Origin of the sequence: Variovorax sp. J31P179 (genome assembly GCF_030316985.1) — a bacterium.
Lineage (GTDB): Bacteria > Pseudomonadota > Gammaproteobacteria > Burkholderiales > Burkholderiaceae_C > Variovorax > Variovorax ginsengisoli_B.
In genome coordinates this window covers 131,265-151,870 of record NZ_JASZYL010000015.1, presented here as the reverse complement: position 1 = coordinate 151,870, position 20,606 = coordinate 131,265, and the positions used below count along the sequence as shown (strand labels likewise).

Annotated in this window: 17 protein-coding genes and 2 pseudogenes; 11 read left to right on the top strand and 8 right to left on the bottom strand. The window is 61.6% G+C overall.

The genetic code is table 11. From position 1 onward, the window contains the following. Positions 1-446: 446 nt before the first annotated feature. The 3 genes and pseudogenes from QTI17_RS29310 to QTI17_RS29300 all read right to left on the bottom strand — a co-directional run. Positions 447-1,250, bottom strand: a pseudogene (locus tag QTI17_RS29310) (IS630 family transposase); the annotation flags it as partial. A 16-nt stretch (positions 1,251-1,266) separates the two neighbouring features. Continuing rightward, positions 1,267-2,124 (bottom strand): Fic family protein, encoded by an 858-nt coding sequence (locus QTI17_RS29305; RefSeq protein ID WP_286537181.1) that lies wholly within the window; start codon positions 2,122-2,124, stop codon positions 1,267-1,269. 278 nt (positions 2,125-2,402) lie between these two features. Beyond that, positions 2,403-3,200 (bottom strand): coiled-coil domain-containing protein, encoded by a 798-nt coding sequence (locus QTI17_RS29300; RefSeq protein WP_286537179.1) that lies wholly within the window; start codon positions 3,198-3,200, stop codon positions 2,403-2,405. Positions 3,201-3,781: 581 nt separating this feature from the next. Here QTI17_RS29300 and QTI17_RS29295 point away from each other — a divergent pair. From QTI17_RS29295 to QTI17_RS29260, 8 genes are all read left to right on the top strand, one after another. After that, entirely contained in the window at positions 3,782-4,447 is a 666-nt protein-coding gene (locus QTI17_RS29295) for a hypothetical protein (protein WP_286537177.1), read from the top strand. Beyond that, positions 4,444-6,381, top strand: a complete 1,938-nt coding sequence (locus QTI17_RS29290) for a hypothetical protein (protein WP_286537175.1) — start codon at positions 4,444-4,446, stop codon at positions 6,379-6,381. Before QTI17_RS29295 ends, QTI17_RS29290 begins: the two co-directional genes overlap by 4 nt. 1 nt (position 6,382) lies before the next feature. Next, the gene (locus tag QTI17_RS29285) at positions 6,383-7,354 is read left to right on the top strand and encodes a TniB family NTP-binding protein (RefSeq protein WP_286537173.1); all 972 of its coding nucleotides are present in this window, start codon (positions 6,383-6,385) and stop codon (positions 7,352-7,354) included. Positions 7,355-8,985: 1,631 nt separating this feature from the next. Beyond that, positions 8,986-9,933, top strand: coding sequence for a site-specific integrase (locus QTI17_RS29280; RefSeq protein ID WP_286537172.1), 948 nt, complete (start codon positions 8,986-8,988; stop codon positions 9,931-9,933). 421 nt (positions 9,934-10,354) lie between these two features. Beyond that, the gene (locus tag QTI17_RS29275) at positions 10,355-11,719 is read left to right on the top strand and encodes an AAA family ATPase (RefSeq protein ID WP_286537171.1); all 1,365 of its coding nucleotides are present in this window, start codon (positions 10,355-10,357) and stop codon (positions 11,717-11,719) included. Positions 11,720-11,723: 4 nt separating this feature from the next. Next, the gene (locus tag QTI17_RS29270; protein WP_286537169.1) at positions 11,724-12,863 is read left to right on the top strand and encodes a metallophosphoesterase; all 1,140 of its coding nucleotides are present in this window, start codon (positions 11,724-11,726) and stop codon (positions 12,861-12,863) included. Continuing rightward, positions 12,860-13,270 carry a hypothetical protein gene (locus QTI17_RS29265; protein ID WP_286537167.1) on the top strand — a complete coding sequence of 137 codons (411 nt, stop codon included), beginning with the start codon at positions 12,860-12,862 and terminating at the stop codon, positions 13,268-13,270. Before QTI17_RS29270 ends, QTI17_RS29265 begins: the two co-directional genes overlap by 4 nt. A 6-nt stretch (positions 13,271-13,276) precedes the next feature. After that, positions 13,277-14,311, top strand: a complete 1,035-nt coding sequence (locus tag QTI17_RS29260; RefSeq protein ID WP_353506739.1) for a metallophosphoesterase — start codon at positions 13,277-13,279, stop codon at positions 14,309-14,311. Between the two features lie 73 nt (positions 14,312-14,384). Here QTI17_RS29260 and QTI17_RS29250 read toward each other — a convergent pair whose 3' ends face one another. Together QTI17_RS29250 and QTI17_RS29245 are read right to left on the bottom strand one after the other, a co-directional pair. Further along, the gene (locus QTI17_RS29250; protein WP_286537165.1) at positions 14,385-15,146 is read right to left on the bottom strand and encodes an H-NS histone family protein; all 762 of its coding nucleotides are present in this window, start codon (positions 15,144-15,146) and stop codon (positions 14,385-14,387) included. A 694-nt stretch (positions 15,147-15,840) separates the two neighbouring features. Then, positions 15,841-16,263 carry an Lrp/AsnC family transcriptional regulator gene (locus QTI17_RS29245; RefSeq protein ID WP_286521586.1) on the bottom strand — a complete coding sequence of 141 codons (423 nt, stop codon included), beginning with the start codon at positions 16,261-16,263 and terminating at the stop codon, positions 15,841-15,843. Between the two features lie 141 nt (positions 16,264-16,404). Here QTI17_RS29245 and ocd point away from each other — a divergent pair, with 141 nt between their 5' ends. From ocd to QTI17_RS29230, 3 genes and pseudogenes are all read left to right on the top strand, one after another. Further along, on the top strand, positions 16,405-17,454 hold the full coding sequence (gene ocd / locus QTI17_RS29240) for an ornithine cyclodeaminase (protein WP_286537163.1): 1,050 nt from the start codon (positions 16,405-16,407) through the stop codon (positions 17,452-17,454). A 34-nt stretch (positions 17,455-17,488) separates the two neighbouring features. Further along, positions 17,489-18,424: a citrulline utilization hydrolase CtlX gene (gene ctlX / locus QTI17_RS29235; protein WP_286537161.1), complete on the top strand. Its 936-nt coding sequence runs from the start codon at positions 17,489-17,491 to the stop codon at positions 18,422-18,424. Positions 18,425-18,680: 256 nt separating this feature from the next. Then, a pseudogene (locus tag QTI17_RS29230) lies at positions 18,681-19,542 on the top strand (hydantoinase/carbamoylase family amidase); the annotation flags it as partial. Between the two features lie 61 nt (positions 19,543-19,603). On the opposite strand, the gene QTI17_RS29225 reads toward QTI17_RS29230, so the two are convergent. From QTI17_RS29225 to QTI17_RS29215, 3 genes are all read right to left on the bottom strand, one after another. Next, entirely contained in the window at positions 19,604-19,819 is a 216-nt protein-coding gene (locus QTI17_RS29225) for a BMC domain-containing protein (RefSeq protein WP_503011130.1), read from the bottom strand. 148 nt (positions 19,820-19,967) lie between these two features. Then, positions 19,968-20,258, bottom strand: a complete 291-nt coding sequence (locus tag QTI17_RS29220; RefSeq protein WP_286537159.1) for a hypothetical protein — start codon at positions 20,256-20,258, stop codon at positions 19,968-19,970. Then, complete coding sequence (locus QTI17_RS29215) at positions 20,255-20,596, bottom strand: hypothetical protein (RefSeq protein ID WP_286537158.1); 342 nt, start codon at positions 20,594-20,596, stop codon at positions 20,255-20,257. The genes QTI17_RS29220 and QTI17_RS29215 overlap by 4 nt, the downstream gene beginning before the upstream one ends. Positions 20,597-20,606: the final 10 nt, after the last annotated feature.

Here is a 20,606-nt window from a genome sequence, read left to right as displayed (position 1 = left end):
GCCGGCGGCGTTGCTTCGGATTGACGTCCATAGATGTCCAGCTAACTTAGGTGGACAGCATGGTCTCCGGCTTGGCCTCTGATCTCAAGGTGGGGAGACTGGCCGCTTACGGCACACCGCCCACAGCGCGGCAAAGGCCCGGCGGCTGCGGACCGAGGCCGACAAGCTGGAGGCGTTCTCCCTCATCGTGCGGCAGGCGTCTGCCGCAATGGATCACGAGTCATTCGCGGCGGTCCGCCTTGCTGCGGGCAAAGCCTTGCGCGCGAAGTTCGGCGGCGGGTCCATCACGTCAGCGTTCGCTTGGCTGGCGGGGAAGCCGGTAGTGCTGCACTCGCGAGCGTACTTTCAGGCGAGGTGGAGCTCGCGGGCCCGCTCTCCACCAAGGAAGTCGCTGACGCGGTAGCGCTGGCGCGAAAGGCCGACCGGTTGCAGGGGGCTCAGGGGTCCTAGTGGGCCGTAACGATTGAATCGGGAGTAATTCGCCTTGTTGGGTCGAAGTACTTCCACTTCACGGACATGGGTTGCTCGTTGTACTTGCGGATGTAGCGCATGAGCTTCCTCTTGAGATCGGGCACCGAGGTGAAGACGCCGCGCGCGATCACATCGCGCTCGATCTTGGCGAACCACAGTTCGACCTGGTTGAGCCACGAGGAGTAGGTCGGCGTGAAGTGCATATGGAGGTTCGGGTGCTCACTGAGGAATGCGTCGACCTGCTTGGTCTTGTGCGCCGAGAGGTTGTCGGCGATGACATGAATCTCCTTACCGCGGGGCTGATTGGCCACGATGTCGGTCAGGAAGGCCACGAACTCGGCCGAAGTGTGGCGCGTGGCAGTCTTGCCCAGCACTTCGCCGGTCTTGGTATTGAAGGCCGCGTAAAGCGAGAGCGTTCCATGTCTTAAGTACTCAAAGCCATGGCGCTCGGCGCGCCCCGGCGTCAGAGGCAGCACTGGGTCTTTGCGGTCGAGCGCCTGGATCGCCGTCTTCTCGTCGACGCTGAAGACGGCCGCATGCGGCGGTGGGTTCAGATACAACCCGATCACGTCGGCGGCCTTGGTTTCAAAGTCCGGATCGTTGGAGGCGAGATAGCCTTCCAGGCGATGCGGCTTGATGCCGTGCTTGGCCCAGATGCGCGCCACCGTCATGTGCGAGATGTCGCCACCGAGTTCGGCCGCAAGCTTGCGCGTGGACCAGTGCGTGGAGCCGTCCGCGGGCGTGTGCTTGGTCGTACGTGCCAGCACACTGGATCGAATTCACTCGCGGACGCATTCAGCCCTTGCTGCTGCCGCCCGGAGTCTCCGGGGCGGGAGGCGCGGGCCTTTCGACGGAGTCGGAGCTGGCCGCGGCGATACGCCCCTCGGGTTCTTGGACCGGATAGGCGCTGCGGTATGCGTCCAGCACGAAGGCGCGATGCATTAGCAGGTCACCGGTCTCGTAGTAAGTCAGCTGGGCGCTGATGTAGGCCTCGATCATCGAAACGGGGAACTGGATCGGCGGCAATCCAGAGGCGATCAGGATCGCGATCTGGAAGACCCGCGACGTTCGCTTGTTCCCATCTTCGAAGAGCTGCAAGTATGAGAGCGCGCACGCTGCGTAAACCGAAGCATCGAAGGGGTTGGCTGCCCGAGCAATGTTCTCCTGGATGCGGGCAGCCTGCTTGTCCAGGTACGGGGGGGCGTCGGGCGGCATGTACTCTGTGCCGGCGATGCGTACCCGCCGGGTCTTACGCGTTGCGCCGAGTTGATCGTCCGGCAAGATCCCTCGCATCAACACGGAGTGGATCCTCCTCACGCCCTCGACGCCCGCGTGGGCCAATGCCGCGGCGTCGCCTAGAACCAACTCGTAGGCGCTGCGCAGGTTGACGATCATCTGGGCTTCAACAAAGCTCTTTCCGCCCGCGGTGCGGCCCATCTTCAGCAAGGTTATGGTGTCCGCGCGCGAATAGGTGTTGCCCTCGATCTGCGCAGACGTATGGGCGAAGTCGATGGCCGACTCCTCCTTCCACCTGGGGTTTGCAAGCAACGTCGGAAGGGGGTTTGCGCCCGCGTGCCGGTTGAGCTCGGCCAACTCTTCGTCGCGGAAGACTTTGAAGTGGTCCAGTCGTGAGGGATCGAAGCTGATGGTCACACGGGTCAGTCTATCGAAGGGAGGGCAGGGATGGGCGAGTTGCTCGGGGAAAGGGTGGGGCTTGAAGAAGAGGCTAGGGCGGGGGCCCCAATGCCCTTCAGATGGCGCATCTTCGTGAATCGGTCCAATAGGTCCTCATCCTCCGAAGGGAGCACTGGAGGGCTGGCTAGATCCTGAGCCCGTCCATGGCGCGTGGGACTGTCTACAGCCCAGGCCGAGGGTGGTATGGAAAACCATACGGTACGAGAAAACATACGTCAGGCTTCCGCCTTGCGCGCTCATTCCGAAGTCTTCTTACCCCTAGCGGCACGGCCGGGCGCGGGCTTCGCGGTTCCTTCGCTGCTTCGGCTCGCCTCGAGCTGGCGCAGGGCTGCCATCGTCGCCGCGTGTCCCAACCGCAGTTGGGCAATCTCCCGCTCGGCCTGCCCCTGTTGGCGCTCCAACTGCGCAGCCAGGTCGGTGGCCCGCTGCTCTGCCCCGGCGGCGCGCTCGCGCAGTGTCGCCAGTTCGACCTGGCCCTCCTGATGCTGACGGGACCAGCTGGCCGCTGCCTCGCGGTGTGCGGCCTTCTCCGCCTGGAGGGCCTGCTCTGCCGCTGCCTGTGCGGTGCGTGCTGCCTCGTGATCTGCCGCCCGGGCTTTCTGCTCTTTGGCGAGATCCGCGCCCGCCTGGCGCGCGGCCACCCGCTCACGGTCGACGTCAGCCAGTAGCCGGCGCTCGTGCGCAACGTGGCGCTGCTCGGCTTCTCTGGCGTCACGCTGCGCCGCGCCCAGTTCCATCGCTGCCTTCTCCCGGAGAGCTTCCTTGCTGGCCACGGCCTCGTCGAACGCCTTGCGCAGGCGCCGCACCTCGGCTTCGGCGTCGCTGAGAAGGCGAGCCGATTCCTGCTGTTGCGTGTGCATCTGGGCCTCCATGGCCGTCACCGCCTGGCGTGAGGACGCCAGGGCCTCATCGAGCGCAACGCGGGCCTGCTCGAAGGAGGTCTCGCGCTGCTGCAGGTCCCCTTCCTTCTGGGCCAGGGCGCCGCGCTCCAGCTCGAGCTCGCGTCGGACCGCCTCGGTCTTCTGGACCTGCACTTGGTCGGCCTCGCGGCGGGCAGTCTCCCAGAACAGCTTGGCGGCCTGGACGATGCCCAGGGGCAGCTGATGCGCCTCGCCGTCGGTCAGGTTGGCGCCATGGCCATCCAGGCGTTTGCCGAGCGTGGCGAACCAGCGAGTCGGGCGACAACAATGCCTATCCCCTCAAAAGACGAGGAATCAACCACTTAGCGTTGCCGCCTGATACTGGGTTGTCCGCAAATTGCGACACAAACCACTGACTTTTCGCGTCGACGACAACTCTCTCTGATTTTTCGGGGAGAACTTGCGGCGATTCCTGCACTGCAGTGAAATGGTTGCTTCCCCACTTTTGTTCGGAGGAGTGCCAATGCGCGTCTAGCAAAAGGAAAAGCCCGGAGTTGCTTCCAACAGCTCCGGGCCCGAAATACCTTCGTGTGCATCAAAGGATGGAGTCATCTTAGACCCCAGGAATCGTTTCGTCAACAACTTATGCGGTTGTTTTAATACTCTGACACGAAGAGTTCTTCCTGAAGCAGAAGTGCAGCGGCCTATGCATCATGGCGAACACGAAGAGTACGAAGCCGGCCGTACGCGGCCCCATGGAAGAGCTGTACGCGGATCGCGGCCAGGGCAATAGCGGGCTCTGGAGCGTTTACAGCCCGCGATGCAAAAAGGACTTCCAACTTCGAAGCGATCTAGAGTATCTCCACTTCCTGATGGTCGAGTCGGATCCGGCCATCAGAAGTGTCGACTACGCGCCTAAGTCCTACGTTACTCGTGTAGCGGGGGAGGACATCGCCAGCATCGTTGATGCGGTGCTGGAGTTGAACTCTGGCCAAGTAGTCTGGCGGGAAGTGAAGAGCGAGGCATCCCTGGCGCGTGGCGCTGACGCAAGAGCCGAGCTCCAGATCATGGCCCAACGTCGAAACTCTGCCGTATTCGGAGCGAGGCACGAAGTGCTCACCGAACTGCAGCTGTTCGCTTCCCCAATGCGTTTGTGCAACTGGCACCAAGCGATTCCATGGATCGCGCAAGTGCGAGATTTTCCTCTGGAATCGCAGGTCGCACAAATCGATGCAGAACTCAACGCCCAGGGACCCATGCGCTTTAAGGATCTGCTCGACCTTGGCGCTCCAGATCGAGCGGCGCTCTACGGAGCCGCAGTCCTCAGTGGCATCCAAACTGGGGCATTCTCAAGCGATCTGAATACAGAGCCTTTCTGCGGCCACACGCTGATCTTCCATGCGGCGGAAATTTCGGCATGAACCGCCGTCGCCTTCCCCTGCACGTACGTGAGTATGCGAGATGGCGAGCGTTCAGTCCCCACCACGCCGATGAGGAGGAGCGCGATCGGTTCGATCGCCTCGCCAATGGTGTCAAGCACTACCTGGATGATGGCAAGCTACAGAAGGCCGCCGAGATTGCAGGATGCTCTCGCGCTCGAATTGTCCAACTGGTCGAGCGCTGTGTGCAGGTCGCAGACGATGGATTGCCAAATGGATGGATCGGACTTGTCCCATTCACCAGACTGGGCGGCTACAAGCGCACAGCGCCTCTGCCAAAAGGCGAGCATGCTGGCCGAAGAGGAAGTGCCGGTGCATTTGACGCGTTCCTCTTGAAGCATCCGGACATTCGTGAAACGCTCGACGAATACATACGCAGGGGAGCCGCTGCACGAAAGCGTTCCAAAAACCCACTAGTCGTCCGAGTCTTTCGTCTCTTCAAGCGACTCTGCCGGCATGCAGTTGGCCTCGACGAGTACCCGAACAACTCTGCAAGCAAGGGCCGGCGCTCCGTCGAACGGTACGTTGAGGCGTACAAGCTGAGTCACCCGGAGCTCATTGGACCGTGGCACGGTGAAGCAGCCGCGGATATCGCCAACCTGGGAACGGGAAAATACGGCTTCAAATTGGCGACTGTGCCCTACGCCGTTGTCGGCGTCGACGCCCACCAGCTTCATTGTGTGGGAACCGTCGTCATCGACGGCCCTGGAGGTCGCCGGGCAATCCCGATCGAACGGATATGGATCTATGCCGTCGTCGACGAGGACTCGCGCGCGGTGCTTGCCTACTCGGTTGCTATCGCGACGGAGGTCTCGGCCGAACACCTCTTGTTGGCACTTAGACGATGCACCGAGAAGTGGGAAAGAAGGAACATCAATATCGGTGGCTATACCTACTCGATCGAGGCAGGCTTTCCCTACGGGACGATTGCAGGCATAGGTCCTTGTCGCCCCGCATGCATAAAACTGGACAATGCACTAGCGCACTACGCCAAGATCATTCAGTCCGATTTGCGTCGATCGCTTGGCTGCTCGATAACGTGGGGCCCCGTGGGAAAGTGGTGGCGAAACGCTATCACCGAACGCTTCTTTCGCACCCTCGAGCAACGCGGCTTCCAGTGCCTTCCGTCCTCCACGGGGTCGAATACCCAGGACCCCCATCGTGGACAGTTCGTCAAGGAAGCTGTCAGGCAGCCGATTGAGTTCGAGGAGTTGGTCGACATGATCGATGTCCTGATTGCCGAAGGCAACGCCCAGAACCACCGGGGGCTCGGCGGGATATCCCCCTTAAAGGCCTTAAGAAACCATGTCGAGTCGGGCTATGTGGTCATGCAGCGTCCGACCCCTCCGCCGAGCGCATTTACTCCCCCAATCGGCGTCGTGATGGAACGGGTGCGGATCCGGGGAAGCTACTCGGACGGTCGACGGCCATACTTCGAGTTGGACGAGCAGAGGTATACGAGTCCCGAACTCGCGGAGAATTTCCAACTGATCGAAAGCTACGCATACGCGCACATAGATCCACAGGACATGCGGCAGGTCCCGCTATATACCGAGAAGGGACAAAGCCTCGGAACGACGATGCCCCAAAGCGCGTATTGGCGAACAACGCCGCACAGCCGTGGCCTGCGCAAGCAGATCAACAAAAGCGTGAGACTCGGCTATGTGGAGAACGGTGACGACGTCGACATCATCGACGCATACATGGCTTTCTGCGCGCGAAAGGGCTACGCGAGCAAAGATCCCAACAATCCCAAGGTCTCCAAAGCGGCAACGGCAGCAGCAGCAGCTTCGAACGAAACGCGGCGCCCCGTCCGAACCGACTTAAGCAATGTAACTTCAAGAGAGCCTGACGAGCCACCGCCGCGCCCTCGTATGCCCCCTCATATTGATTCTACGGACTGGAACAGGTATTGAAATGGCAAACAACCACCCTCTTCTCTCTATTGGTCCGGCGCGCGAGGATGCGTACGCGTCTCATCCCGTGGTCACGTGCAGCGCACATGTCGCGACGCCCGTCGTACAAGCTGCCGAGAGCCTAGTTTCACAGATCGTATTCACGAGGGAGGTCGGACACTACTGGACTGGCGAGCCGCGGATCGGGAAGTCCTTTGCTATCGACCTCATTGCCGGCACCTTGGCAAGCAAGTTCCGGGACGTCCTTGTGCAAACTTGGGGAGCCAAGGACCACGACAGCAAAACCGAAGGCAATTTCTACTGCGACATCTTGCTTGATATGGGCCACGGGGCAGTTCGGGGGACGATGTCGGACAAGAGGACAGACGTCATCAAGACCATCATAGGCCGGTGTCGGAGCGCCAATTGCAAGTACTTCGTTCTGATGGCAGACGAAGCCCAGAACTGGGGACAGTTCGAACTTCGCATGCTCAAGGGTATCGTCAACGACATCCTTAGGCTGGGTGAGATCACTGTCGTCACCATTTTCTTTGCGCACCCCGTGGTCGAGACTGAGCGCACGAAGATGCTTAGGAACAATCGTACTGATTTGATCGATAGATTTCTGGCGTGCAGACACGATTTCGGCGGCATCGCCAACAGTGAGGAACTGAAGGCGACGTTGGACGCATATGACAATCCCCGTCGCCATCAGTACCCGGAGGACAGCGGCATTTGCTTCTCGCAGTTCTTTCTTCCCCAGTCTTATAAGCTCGGTTGGCGACTCGGCCAAGAAGCTGATGATGCGTGGAAAGCATTTGTTCGGGCGGCCCCTTTGCGAGTCGATCACCGGACGCACACGGCCAGCATGAACAGTGTCGCGAAGGCCATCCGAAACTTCTTCTTTCTAGCCGAGGATCGCCAAGAGTCATCGCAATTCGGCGCTGACATTTGGATTGCTGCGGTCAAGCAGGCTCAGTTCGCCGTGTCTTGAGGGGAAGCAAGCATGGACATGAGCATCGAGCGGACGGCGTGGCTGTGGTCAGCGAAGTGGATTTCTCCGTACGAAGGGCCCTTCACTCAACTCGCGAAGCTCGCTGTGGTCAACGGAATGGATGAACTGAGCTTGTCTCGGATGCTGTTCAAAGTTGGGGAAATCGGGATCAACGAGAACGGCGAAGGCCTGCACAGCCGTAGCCTACTAACCGAGAATCGAGGGATCCACCCTCCAATGCAACTGGCCGCGGCCGCGAAGAGCTTGGCTCAGTCGATGCTGGGTACCTTTTGCCCCAGATGGTTTTGCGCGATTGCAGGGGATGAGCGCTTTCGTTACTGCAAGAGTTGCCTTGGCAGTGGGTTTGCCGCTTCAGTCTTTCAGATCGATGCACTCGTTCGGTGCCCGATTCACGACGAGCCTCTCAGAGACGCCTGCGAGACTTGCAAAGCACCTACGCCTCGGTATGCCCTCACGGAGGCGGCGTTTGCTGTGCCCATGAGATGCGCGGCATGCAACGCAATGCTGGCACCTTCTTGGACCCTGAACGACATCATATGTAGTTGGAAGAAGCCGCCAAGGAATCGCATGCTGTCAGATCTCCACAAGTGGCTTCGATGTATTGCCTCTACGTCGATCGATGCGCCTCGAATCCTGGAATGGCCAAGTCGTTCGGGGCCGGTCGAAAGACGCCGGGCGGCGTTTGAGCTTCTACGTCAACTCGTACCCTTGAACCTCCCTAAGCGGTACGTCCATACCGAGTCGCCACACACGCGGATCGTGTTCATCCAGGCGTTCGATCGCTTGGACGGGTCTTCGCCTGAACTGGAAAGAGCGCGACGACAGACCTACAAGTCGATGCGTCGCCACTTCGCAAGGCGGTTCGACGTCAGATCTCACCGTTTCCATTGGCCGCTCGAGCAGCATCTTTACCTTGATAGGTTCGGGCACGTACTTTCGACGCGCGCGCTGAATTCGCCTGACGTGCACGGGTTCCACCTTTGGCGCTTGCGCTTCGAGGCTGCCGGAATGAACTCGGTTCTGCGAGCACGCGGTTTGTCATTGTCCCTGTCCGATAGCTTGCCTATGCCGGCCCCAATCGCGGACGACCTCCGCCTATGGGCCGAGTTCGCGCATTCCTGCCTGCAGGCGGATCGCGCGAGCGCCCGCAGTTGGCGTCGAAGCCTCGCTGACAATTCTTGCGGCGTCGATTTTGACCAAGAACGTAAGGAGGAATGGACGTCCACGATACGCGACTTCGCCAGCGATCTGGATCCGACTCGTGACTGGCCAGGCAGGCTGGCTTGGGCGTGCCTCAGCGAATCCAGGGACACGCGCACGGCGGGGCGGGTCGTGCTCGTGGAGTACAAAGAAGCCGAAGTGACACGGGGGAGGAGCAGATGACTGGGGCTTTCGTACGCTTCGAAATGTTGAATGCACCGTTCGGGTTGGATGGATCTGACGGCGAATATCGATACACGCCGGGTCACTGTGATAGAGAGTGCGCGGACGATCTCGGCGCGACAAGCCTATGGCTGAGCGAACATGAGCAGAGTAGATCCACATGGTCCCTCTATCGCAGAGCGGCCGAGTTGCTATTCAACTGGGCATGGTTCATTGAGCGTAAGGCCGTGTCATCACTGCGCGAGGAGGAATTTGACCTGTTCTTTCAAACCCTGACAAATCCGCCCGCGGAATGGCTGCGACGCGGTGGGCGGCGCAGGGCCGACAGCATGCGCAGCCCGATGACCAAACCCATGGGAGACGCGGGCATCGTAGTGATCGCGGGCGCGTTGAAGTCGCTGCTGAAATGGATGCACAGGCATGGCTACGCTCATCTGAGGTTTAGCCGCTCATCGAGCGTGTGCGTCGAAGCCGAGGTCTACGCGAAACGAGTAGGTAGAAAGCTTCCGGATTCAATGCGCCTGGCAGAGTGGCATCATGTGTGCTGGGTGCTCGACACGAACTGTACGCTGGAGTTGCGAGCATGCTTCGAACTTATGTACTTTTGCGAACTGCGTCTTGCTGAAGTCTGCGAATTGACTTGGGGCGACCTCTGCGCGCCGACTGCGGAATTCCAGGCATGGCAAGTCTTGGTTCGCGCGCGCGGTGGGAGATCGAGGCGCCTGTTGATCGCAGACCCGGCGGGAGCAACGCTGCGGGAGTTGCAATCACAAGTTGCGTGCTTGTCTCCCCCGCTTTTTCACGGCCGCGTGCTTGGCTTCAACACCGCAGAGACCCTGGGGTATCACGTAAAGGCGATCATCATGCGAGCCGCCCAGAGAGCACTGGACAAAGGGGATCTTGAGTCTCACAAAGCCCTAGGTCGTAGAGGAGTGCGTTCACTGAGAAAAGCCTACGGCTCTCATGTCCCCTTCGAATGGCAGGAGCGGTGGAGCTATTGCCGGGAGGGCATCGCGTCGACAGCGATCATTCATCGCGACAGCCAGAGCGGTGATGTGAATGCGTCCTCGCCCCGCGGTCTGGAGGCGCACAGCTCTCTGCAAGAACTGTGGGCGAGGTTGCGCCCTGGCTGGGAACAAGCCAAAGAATCGAGTTCGCCGAAGATGCGGGAATGACCAGAAAGAGGGAATGCATTGCCCCAGAGCATTGGATTGAGCTCGTGGGAGGATTGCATGCTGATCTTCTTGGCGCTAGGGGCCGAAGACGCCAGAGATTGCGCTTGAGAACAGTCCTGACGCGCTGTCCGGACGCCTCTGTAGCAGCATGTTGACGTCGGATGGCAATTGACGGAATGCGGGGGTCATCGCTATGATTGCTCAACATGGTTCCCCAACACCTCAGGCAGATCGTCATGTTGAGCTTCTCAACCGCAACCACCAAACGCGTCGTTTTCGACGTGCGTATGGCTATGCGCGTGGCGATTTGCTCGGGTTACTCGACCCGCATCTCGAATCAGGCAATAGCGGCGGCCTTCGCCCTATCCCTCATTCCCCAGTCTTAAGGAGCTGACCGATCGGCTCCGCCAAGGAGCCCAGAATGGTCAGCAAGAAGCAGAAGATCATCGCCCCTGTCGGATACGGCATTCGTGCCGATCCTGGGGACCTTGGCGGGGAATTTTGCGAGCCATTTCTCCTTCCAATCTGGCTCCTGGAGCAGCTCGAGGTTGAAGCGCTCGAGCGCGAACGACTGGTACTCGAAGAGGTTGAGCACCGGAGAGCCGAAGCCAACGCAGCGTACAAAGCAAAGCAAAAGGCGGAGGATGAGGAGCGCTCCAATCTTCCACCGCCGTCCGGTAGCAGCACCCGAATCCAGACACCATTGCAGGCCGCACAGGCACTGACGGTCCCGGGCGAGCTGCCGCCGGCGCCGCCGGGTACCGTTGCAGTCTTCGACTGGGATGCGGCTCGCGATCGGTTTGAGTCGCTGAAGAAGCACCCGGCCACGGCTGACAAAGAGATCATTGCCCGCGATTTGCGGCACTTTGCCAAGGCCATGGCCAATGGGCCGTGGCGGACGGTGGCGCGAGCGGCAACGTGGCGGGAAGATCTCGGGCAGCTGGCCGCGGAGATGCCGAATTTTGCAGCTGTCGTCGATGCGATCCAGCGCGCTATGGCCCTGGCCGATCTGTCAGGCCGGCCTGCAATCCTGCAGCCTATCCTGCTGTTGGGTGCGCCAGGCGTCGGGAAGACGCATTTCACGCAGCGCCTGGCTGAGGTCCTCCACGCCCCGATCCATCGGCAGTCGTTCGACAACGCGCAGTCCAACACTCTTCTGAGAGGTTCGGAGCGGCACTGGTCCAACTCGTCCGTGGGTGCCCTGTGGGAGCTCATCGTCTTGGGGGAAAAGGCAAACCCCGTGGTCCTGCTCGATGAGATCGACAAGGGCGCCAATGAGGGCAGTCACCACCGCCCGGTGGATGCGTTGCTTTCCTTGCTCGAGCCGGTCACGGCATCGAAGGTGAAGGACGTGAGCGTCGATTTCGAGTTCAATGCGAGCCACGTGGTGTACATGGCCACGGCAAACGACGCTGGCCGGATTGCCGCACCGGTGCGCTCGCGCTTCCTTGAGTTCTTCATCGAGGAGCCGGACATCGACGGGCGCCTAGTGCTCGCGCACAGCATTTTTCAGGCAACGCTCCATCGGTTGGTGCCGACGGAGGAGGTGCGCGCGACGTTCGCACGTCCGACGGACCTCCAGATCTGCTGCTTGGCGTGGATGACGCCGCGCCAGATTCGCATGGCCAGCGAGCGCGCCTTGGGTGCGGCCGCCTACGAGGGGCGTCGCCGGTTCGAAGATCGCGACTTCGATGCGCCGAAGCCGCGCCCGCAGGTTGCGGCTACGTCCCGTCGGCCCAAAGACGACGGCGGCGATGAGTTCGCTGTCTTCGTGGTCAGGAGTTGATGGAATGGACGACACCACGCCACCTGTCCTGCGGCGAATGAAGCCTCTCGCGCTCATCGTGACGGGCTCCGGCCCGTTGATTACCCTGGCCGCCGGTGCCGCTCTCGACGCTCTTTTTTTTCCCGGCTTGCCGGTGATCATTCCCGATATGGTCCGGTGTGAGGTCATTCGTGACCTAGACAAGCCGGGAGCACGAAAGGTGGCTGACTGGATCCGCGCAAACGAACTTCGCGTGCGGATCGCGAGCACCGAAGTGTTCGAGGAGTTCGAGGTGCTACGCGGGGTGAACCCTCTGGCCAAAACGAAGGGTCGCGGTGAGCAAGCGGCCGCAGAGGTCCTGGCGCGCGAGCTTGAGAATGCTGACTTCGGCGCCATCCTCGTCCTCGCAGGGGACATCCACACGCCCGGTCGGCGCGGCGTCAAGTGGGCCGAGGCGCACTTCGCCGGCAAGTCGGTGATCTACGTTCCCGGGAACCACGAGTACTACGGCAGCCGGATGGATCTGGCCCAGTCGGAGGCCCGAACTGTGGCGACTGGCGGCCAGGTGCATCTGCTGGATGGCGGCGAGGTCGTGATCGACGGTGTGCGCTTCCTCGGCTGCACGCTCTGGACGGACTTTGAGTTGGCGATCGAGACGGCCGAAGGTCGACGACGCGACGCGGGGCTGGCCATGAGGAGGGCGACCAACCTTATGAACGACTACACCCTGATCCGGACGGCCGATGACCTCGCGGAGTTGGACACGTGGCGTAGCCGTCAAGGTAGGAAGCTGAGGGCGGAAGATACGCTCAGGATCCATCAAGGCCAGCGGGCTTGGTTGAGCAAGAAACTCGCGGAACCGTTCGCTGGGCCCACCGTGGTCGTCACGCACCATCCACCGCATCGTGGCTCGCTCGCGGAGCGCTACGCCGCAGACTGGGTCTCGGGCGCCTTCGTCAATGAACTGCCCGAGACGTTCTTCGACGTGCCAGTGCTCTGGGTGCACGGGCACACGCACCAGAGCTTCGACTACCGCGTCCGATCATGCCGGGTCGTGTGCAACCCCCGCGGTTACGTCAACTGGAGCGGCAGAACGGAGAACCAGAACTTTGATTCCGGTCTGGTGCTCCAATTGCCAGTTTGCGAAGATGGACTTCTGACATGACCAAGGATCTCTACGCCACGGCCGCAGAGACAGCAGCTTTGCTTCGCGAGGGGAAAAGGTACCGTCGCGAACGCTTGCAAGCGGCCGACATGATCACCGTCACAGAGGCTGCCTCCCTCCTGAACGTGGATGGTTCGACGATGGCCACGTGGATCATTGGCGGCCGGTGCATTGGGCTTGCCGGCCCCGACGGAACGCTGAGGTTTCCCCGTTGGCAGTTCGAGCCGTCTGTCTGGTCGGCAATTCAACTCATCGGCAGAGCTCTGGGCACGCAGGAGCCGTGGCTGATCCTCGGTTTCCTTGAGACGCCGGCGCCTGCGCTGGAAGGCTTGACACCGCGAGTGGCCCTCGAAAGAGGTACCGCGGTCGAGCGTGTCCTCGCTGCGGCCATCGACAACGCGCACTGATCAAAGATGAAGCTTCTGATCCTTTCTGATCTTCATGCTGAGTTCGAGACCTTCGACGTACCGAAGGGCCTGGACTACGACGTGGCCATCCTGGCGGGCGATATCGTTGCGCCCGGTCGCGTGGTCGCGCGCTGGCTGCGAGACCCGACGCGATTTGCCGACAAACCCGTGGTGCAGATCGCCGGCAATCACGAGTACTACGAGTCCGTGCTCGAAATGGAAAGAGCCGAGATGCGCCGCCAAGCGAAAGAGCAGGGCGTACATTTTCTCGACTGCGACGAAATGCTGATCGCCGGCGTGCGCTTTCTTGGCTGCACCTTGTGGACTGACTTTCGCTTGCGGATCGATAGCCCGGGCTTCGCGGGACAACAGGTGCGTCTACTGTCGGATCGGCATCGCTCGATGATGGAATGCTTACGCTACCTGGCCGACTATTCAGCCATCCGAGTCGATGACCCGCACACATCCAACTCGCGTGGATCCCGGCGCCTGGTGCCGATGGACACCTTGCGTATCCATCGGCAGCATCGCTCCTGGCTGCGCAGGAAGCTCGCCGAACCATTCGAAGGGCCAACTGTGGTGGTGACTCACCATGCACCTCATCGCAAGTCGCTTGCACCGAGGTTTGCCGAGGATTGGTCCTCAGGCGGCTTCGTCAACGAGATGCGGTCCGAGATTTTCGAGGTCCCCGTGCTCTGGGTGCATGGGCACACGCACGACAGCTTCGACTACCAAGTGGGGAACTGCCGGGTGATCTCAAATCCGCGTGGCTATCTGAACTGGCACGGGGAATTCGAGAACAAGGCCTTCAATCCAGGACTTGTGGTCAAGGTCGACGCTTCACCGAGTGTGGATCGGGTTCATGACGAAAAGGAACTTCTCAGTCTCGCCAGACAGGTCTTCGGGAAAGAGGCCGACGCATGGTTACGCAAGCCGCATGTCCTCCTGGGAGGTCAAACGCCGGCAGAGATCGCCGCTGCCGGCGATCAAGAGCGAGTGCAGATCCTTCTTCGAAGGATCCAGCACGGAATTGTCGTATGACGCGGCCGCCGCGGGACAGCTGGCACGGATTCCTGGGGAACAAGGAACGATCTTGTGCGTGCCGTACGTGAATTTAGCTCGGGGATGCCGCCGTCTCTGACGGGGTGGGAGTCGACACAGGCGACGCAGTGGTTGTGGACGCACGCGGGCGGCGGGTCTTAGTGGCGGCTTCCGACTTCGCGGCCTTGGCGACGGCCTGCTTGGGGGCCTTCGCAGCAGCCTTTGGTGCCTTCGCAGCTTTGGCTGCCTTGGGGGCGGCAGCCGCCTTCTTTGCTGACGTGGCCTTCTTCGGGGTAGCGCTCTTCTTCGGGGCAGCCTTCTTTGCAACCGTCGTTTCAGCTTTCGCATCGGGAGCTGCGACGGAAGCGGAAGCAACCTGCTTGGCGCGAATCGACTTCTTCACCGGTGCCGCAATGCTGCGGGCCTTGCGGGTAGCCCTTTTTGCCACTGCAGCGACAGGCGCGTCGGCCTTTTCGATCGAAGGTGCCGCAACGACGCCAGATTGGTTGATGAGGAATTTGTCACGATTGAGCGCGGAGGCAATCCATCCGGGAGCTTTGCCGAACCCAGTCCACGTTTTGCCCGTCTTGGGGTGGCGATACTTGGGAATGCCTGCGCCCTTGCGCGTTGCCTTGCCACTACCGAGGGCCTTGCCTGCGACTGTCTTCAAAGCTTTGGCGCCACGGCCAAAGAGGTGCTCGACGGTCAGGCCAAACTTGGCAATCGACTCCCTGATCTGCGCAACCACCTTTGTCGTTTCGGCTTCTCGAAGCGCAGCGGCTTCCCTTTCAAGTTTGGCGATGGCAGATTTAATTTGCGCGTAGGACTTCGTCATTGAGTCTGGAACCTTTGAAGTTGAAGGAGTTCGCCGCCTGGCGTCGTGAACGTTTGCGACAAAGGCGTTTTTGATAAGTCGATGAATGAACGTCGTCTATTCAAATATGCGCCGGAGTGAATTTTACGCACGAGCGAGGAGAAGGTCACTTTCAAGCTTGCATATGAACGAGGAGCCACTGGAGCACCGCGTCAGCGGTGCCAGCCGCTTGAGCCACGCTTTTTCTCGAGCGCATTCTCAATGGACGGAAATCTATCGGGAAGCCATGAGATCAACGCGCCTTGTGGAAGCAGAAGTTCCATCCCATTTGGCGCTGTTGCTGCAGGACACCGTGTAGTGCGCACGCGCGTACAAAGCAGGGGTCGACCTCAGTCCGCGTAGAGTTCTTGCCCAATGATGAGGCGCCTATTTGTTTGGCCGATCTGCGCCCCAGGTGAGGATGGCGGTTTCCTCCCGCGGATCTGTTCCGCGTCGGCTCGGCGGGTATTCAGGCCTCCAGGAATCTCCCGAAGTTGCGACCCTTGCCGCTCAAGGCGAGCGCCAGTAGCAGGAGGTGGCGGGAGAGGCGATGAGATGAGGCAACATGGGGGGGCCAGTTCCTGATGTCGCTTGACGCCACGGGCTCTGCGCCCTGATTTCTAGTCTGCGCATCGCGTAGCGATCAATCGTTGCGCATTCAGCCGGCGGCTGGCGTTCACAGCTTGTGGGTGGACAGCAAAATGCTCGTCTCCGTGTTTGAGATGCCTTGAGTCGAGCGGATTGCGGTGAGAACACTGTCGAATGCTTCCAGGGTATCGGCCCGAAGTTCAGCGATCAGGTCCCACCGACCGTTGGTCGTATGCAAGGTGGACACATTGGGATTCCCGCGAAGTGCGCGGCGTACCGCCTCCCCATGGTGCCCCTCGATCTCGATGCTCATCATCGCGCGGATGTGATGAGATTCCACCTCGGGCTTGAGGCGCACTGTATAGCCGACGATCGTCCCGTCGCTTTCCAGCTTCGCGATGCGGTTCTGTACCGTTGCGCGCGCCACGCGCAGCTTTTTTGCAAGCGCAACGACGGGCGTCCTCGCCTCGGCACGAAGCAGGGAAATGAGCTGGCGGTCCGTGTCGTCCATTTGGCAGATTGGAAAATAAATGCAGCAAATTGTATTGAAACTGGAATAAAGTGACAACTTGAGCTGTTCACATTGGCTCCCTTTCAAAGAACAATCTTCGACACGGTTGCACCCTGCGGCCGAACCTTGAAGAGAGTTCATATGACCCGTTTCGTAGACGTTCCCACCATGTCCCGCCTCGTGCAGGCCATCGGCGTGGCCAAGTTCATCGGCGATCTGGCCGACACCATCCAGGAAGACTTCGTTCGCTGGCGCGATTTCGACAAGTCTGCTCGCGTCGCCAACCATTCCGACATCGGCGTGATCGAACTCATGCCCGTGTCCGATGCCAAGAGCTATGCGTTCAAGTACGTCAACGGGCATCCGAGCAACACGCAACGCGGGCTGTACACCGTGATGGCGTTCGGCGTGCTGGCCGAAGTCGAAACCGGATATCCCGTGCTCCTGTCGGAACTCACCGTGGCTACCGCGCTGCGCACCTGCGCCACTTCGCTGATGGCAGCACGCGCCTTGGCGCGACCTGATGCGCGCCGCATGGCGTTGATTGGCAACGGCGCTCAAAGTGAGTTCCAGGCGCTGGCCTTCCACGCCCACCTGGGGATCGACGAGATTGCGGTCTATGACGTGGACCCGCGCGCCACGGACAAACTGGTCCGCAATCTCTCGGTCTATCCCTCGCTGAGGATCATCCGCGCCAATTCCGCAGCCGAGGCTATGCGCGGCGCCGACATCGTGACCACGGTCACCGCCGACAAGGCCTACGCCACCATCCTCACGCCGGACATGGTCGAGCCCGGCATGCACATCAACGGCGTGGGTGGCGACTGCCCCGGGAAGACCGAACTGCATGCGGATGTCTTGCGCGGTGCGCGCGTGTTCGTCGAATACGAACCGCAGACCCGGATCGAGGGCGACATCCAGCAACTGCCGCGCGACTTTCCTGTGGTCGACCTGTGGCGCGTGCTGGCCGGGACGCAGCCCGGGCGCGAGAGTGTCCAGCAGGTCACGGTGTTCGATTCCGTGGGCTTCGCGCTGGAAGACTATTCGACGCTGCGCTACGTGAATGAACAGGCCGTCAAGCGCAATCTCGGCATCGAAGTCGAACTGGTGCCCTGGGCCGACGATCCGAAGGATCTGTTTCGACATACCCGTTCGGGTGCATCCCGCGCGGTCATGCGCCGGGCCGCTTGAGAGTCCAGGAAAGAGCAAGGGAGTCGCGCCACTCATGTCCGCTATTCGCTCCATCCAGGCCCCTGCAGCCGTCGTGATGATCCGTCCTCATCGGTTCACGCCGAATCCTGAAACTGCTGTCGACAATGCCTTCCAGAGCGCGGCCGAGCAGGGCCAGGCCGAGGCCTTGGCATGCGCGGGTCATCGCGAGGTGACGGCCGCTGCCGAATGCCTCGAAGCGCAGGGAGTGCGCGTCCACCTCTTCGAGGATGAGGGGGAGCGTGATACCCCCGACTCGGTTTTTCCGAACAACTGGTTCTCCACCCACCCGGGTGGGCATGTAGCGATCTATTCGATGTACTCGCCGAGCCGTCGGCGCGAGCGCCGCTCTGACGTGATCGAGATGCTCAAGGCCGAGTATCGCGTGCAGGACGTGATCGACTACTCGGGTCTTGAGCAGGACAACCTGTTCCTCGAAGGCACCGGCGCCATGGTGTTCGACCACCTGGCCCGCGTGGCTTATGCCGCCCGTTCCAATCGCGCCAACCCGGTGGCCTTGGAACGCTTCAGCACGCATTTCAACTTCGAGCCCATGGTCTTCGACACGGCCGACGCGGCCGGGCAGCCCATCTACCATACCAACGTGCTGATGTGCGTGGCCACGGAGTTCGCATTGATCGGACTGGACACGATCACAGACCCGCTGCGCGCCGCCGAGGTGCGTGCTCGGCTGGAAGAATCGGGCCGCGAGGTCATCGAACTGAGCCATGCCCAGATCGGCGAGTTCGCGGGCAATGCCATAGAGCTCACCGGCCGCAATGGCCGACTCCTCGCGCTCTCGCAGCGGGCTTGCGACAGCCTGACCCCGGCACAGAAGTCTCGCATCGAGCGCTCGGCGCGCCTGTCGCCGCTGGCGGTGCCCACCATCGAGATGGCGGGCGGGTCGGTCCGCTGCATGATCGCTGGCATCCATTTGTCGCCCCGGAGATGAATCCGCGGCAAGGAACCGACGAAGGACCTGTTCCGCTCCTCCCGCTCGGCGCCTCGCGCGTCGTTATACGCCGTGTAGCAGGCATGAGTCCTCGACGTCGAGCAGCCTCGTTTCGCCCAGTCGGTAGATAGCCATATATCGAGGACTGACGAGGCTGCGCATTTCTTCAGCCGGAGCGGGTGAGCCCTCTGCCCCGGCCGACGTGATTGGTGCGGGAATGGTGCGCTTTGCACCAAACCGTGCCGCCGGAAGCACGATCTGGACCAACGAGGAAGGATCGCGTTTCCTGCCGTTGATGATGGGCTCCGGTGTCTTCACCGGCCGCTTCACGCTGGCCACCGCGCTGGATGCGCGCGACGCGGCCGGGCCCTCGGTGCGCGACGAACTCGCCGCGATCGGCTATGCAGGCGACACGCCCGTCGGCGGTCGCGCGGTCGATGCCTACTTCGAGGCCCACATCGAGCAGGGTCCAGTGCTCGAACTCGAGAACAAGGTGGTTGGTGCGGTGACCGGCTCGCTCGGTGTGCGCTGGTACGACGTCACGGTGACCGGCATGGAAATGCACGCCGGCCCGACGCCGATGCCAATGCGCAAGGACGCGCTGCTGGCCGCGACGCACATCGTCCAGGCCATGATTGATATCGCCAATGCTCATCAGCCGCATGGGCGCGGCACGGTGGGCGTGCTCGACGTGCACCCGTCCTCGCGCAACGTCATTCCGGGGCGTGTCGAGTTCACGGTTGACATCCGCCATGCGGATGCCGCGACGCTCGCAGCCATGCACGAGGCGCTGCGGCGAGCTTGCGACGGCGTCGCGCAGCGACTCGGGGTCGGTGTGGAGCTGCGTCCGGCCCAATACAACCCGCCGACGCCTTTCGATGCGGACCTGGTCGGCGAGGTGCGCGAGGGCGCGGTCTGTCGGTGATGGATATGGTCACCGGAGGCGGCCACGACGCCGTGCACATGCCATGGTGTACCCCAGCGCCATGATCTTCGTCCCCTGCCGCGACGGCATCAGCCACAACGAGGTCGAGGATGCGCAGCTCGCACACCTGGAGGTCGGCTGCAACGTGCTGCTCGACGCAATGCTGGCGCGGGCCAATGCGCCGGTGTGCTGAGGGGCGATTCCGCCGAAATCGAGGGAATTCAATGCTGCCTCGCAGCAGCAACATGGACCGCTTAACGCACGGCTGGGCGCTCGAGAAGATCCTCGACATCGTCGTGCGGGCGTGGAATGACGTGGGCCGAGCGCAGCTGGCCGACCGATTGGGCCGCCGCGGCTCCGGCGTCGACTGCCGCCTTCACGGCGCCGACATCGCCGCACACGATCACGGTGATGATGCCGCCGCCCGGCTGCTGTGCTGTGACCAAGCGCACCTTGGCGGCCTTGACCATCGCACCGGCCGCGTGCACCCCGCGGCGGCCCAGGACGCACCGCGCCGCTAGGCGCTGCCGAAAACCTGCAGCGCGTGGGCGAGGACGTGAGCGAGAAGCTGTGCGCGCCCCTCGCTACGTTAGATTGGAATCCGTTGCCGCCGGTCGATCACTCCGGCGGCGGATCCTCGCCTCTGCGCCCGACAAACACCGGCGGCCGCCGCTCGGCGATCAATATCCCCGCGTTGGCAATGGACACCTGCAGGTCATGGGCGACCAGGGGCAGCACGCCCAAGGGGGCGAATTCGGTCACGCCGATGCCAAAAAGGCAACACCGGCCAGCGCGAGGATGGGACCATTTGATTTTATGAGATTTACTTTGTTGAGCCAGCCAGCCAGCCAGCCAGCCAGCCAGCCAGCCAGCCAGCCAGCCAGCCAGCCAGCCAGCCAGCCAGCTCACCGAAAGATCCGTTGCCACACGGACACCACCAGCGCGGGTGTTGCAACCCAGATCACGATCCAGAAGTACTCGATGCCGGCCATCAGCGAAGTCTGCTGGCCGAGCTGCCGCGCCTGCACGGCCAGCGCGATCTGGGCTGCCTGACCGGGCTCGTGCGACAAGGAGAAGAACTGGCTTAGCTGCTGCAGTTGCTGGGTGAAGACGGGGTCGTGGCTGCTCATGCGCACGTTCAGCGAGCCGTACTGGACCGTGCTTCTCCATTGCGTGAATACGGTGGCCATGCTGGCGTCGATCGCCATGGCGATCTGGCCCCGCGTGTTCTTGACCTGCTGGGGCATGGGAGATCAG

Coding starts and splice junctions, on each gene's coding strand:
- QTI17_RS29295 (WP_286537177.1), top strand. CDS start 3,782: ATGGAAGAGCTGTACGCGGATCGCGGCCAGGGCAATAGCGGGCTCTGG.
- QTI17_RS29290 (WP_286537175.1), top strand. CDS start 4,444: ATGAACCGCCGTCGCCTTCCCCTGCACGTACGTGAGTATGCGAGATGG.
- QTI17_RS29285 (WP_286537173.1), top strand. CDS start 6,383: ATGGCAAACAACCACCCTCTTCTCTCTATTGGTCCGGCGCGCGAGGAT.
- QTI17_RS29275 (WP_286537171.1), top strand. CDS start 10,355: ATGGTCAGCAAGAAGCAGAAGATCATCGCCCCTGTCGGATACGGCATT.
- QTI17_RS29270 (WP_286537169.1), top strand. CDS start 11,724: ATGGACGACACCACGCCACCTGTCCTGCGGCGAATGAAGCCTCTCGCG.
- QTI17_RS29265 (WP_286537167.1), top strand. CDS start 12,860: ATGACCAAGGATCTCTACGCCACGGCCGCAGAGACAGCAGCTTTGCTT.
- QTI17_RS29260 (WP_353506739.1), top strand. CDS start 13,277: ATGAAGCTTCTGATCCTTTCTGATCTTCATGCTGAGTTCGAGACCTTC.
- QTI17_RS29250 (WP_286537165.1), bottom strand. CDS start 15,146: ATGACGAAGTCCTACGCGCAAATTAAATCTGCCATCGCCAAACTTGAA.
- QTI17_RS29245 (WP_286521586.1), bottom strand. CDS start 16,263: ATGGACGACACGGACCGCCAGCTCATTTCCCTGCTTCGTGCCGAGGCG.
- ocd (WP_286537163.1), top strand. CDS start 16,405: ATGACCCGTTTCGTAGACGTTCCCACCATGTCCCGCCTCGTGCAGGCC.
- ctlX (WP_286537161.1), top strand. CDS start 17,489: ATGTCCGCTATTCGCTCCATCCAGGCCCCTGCAGCCGTCGTGATGATC.
- QTI17_RS29225 (WP_503011130.1), bottom strand. CDS start 19,819: ATGGTCAAGGCCGCCAAGGTGCGCTTGGTCACAGCACAGCAGCCGGGC.
- QTI17_RS29215 (WP_286537158.1), bottom strand. CDS start 20,596: ATGCCCCAGCAGGTCAAGAACACGCGGGGCCAGATCGCCATGGCGATC.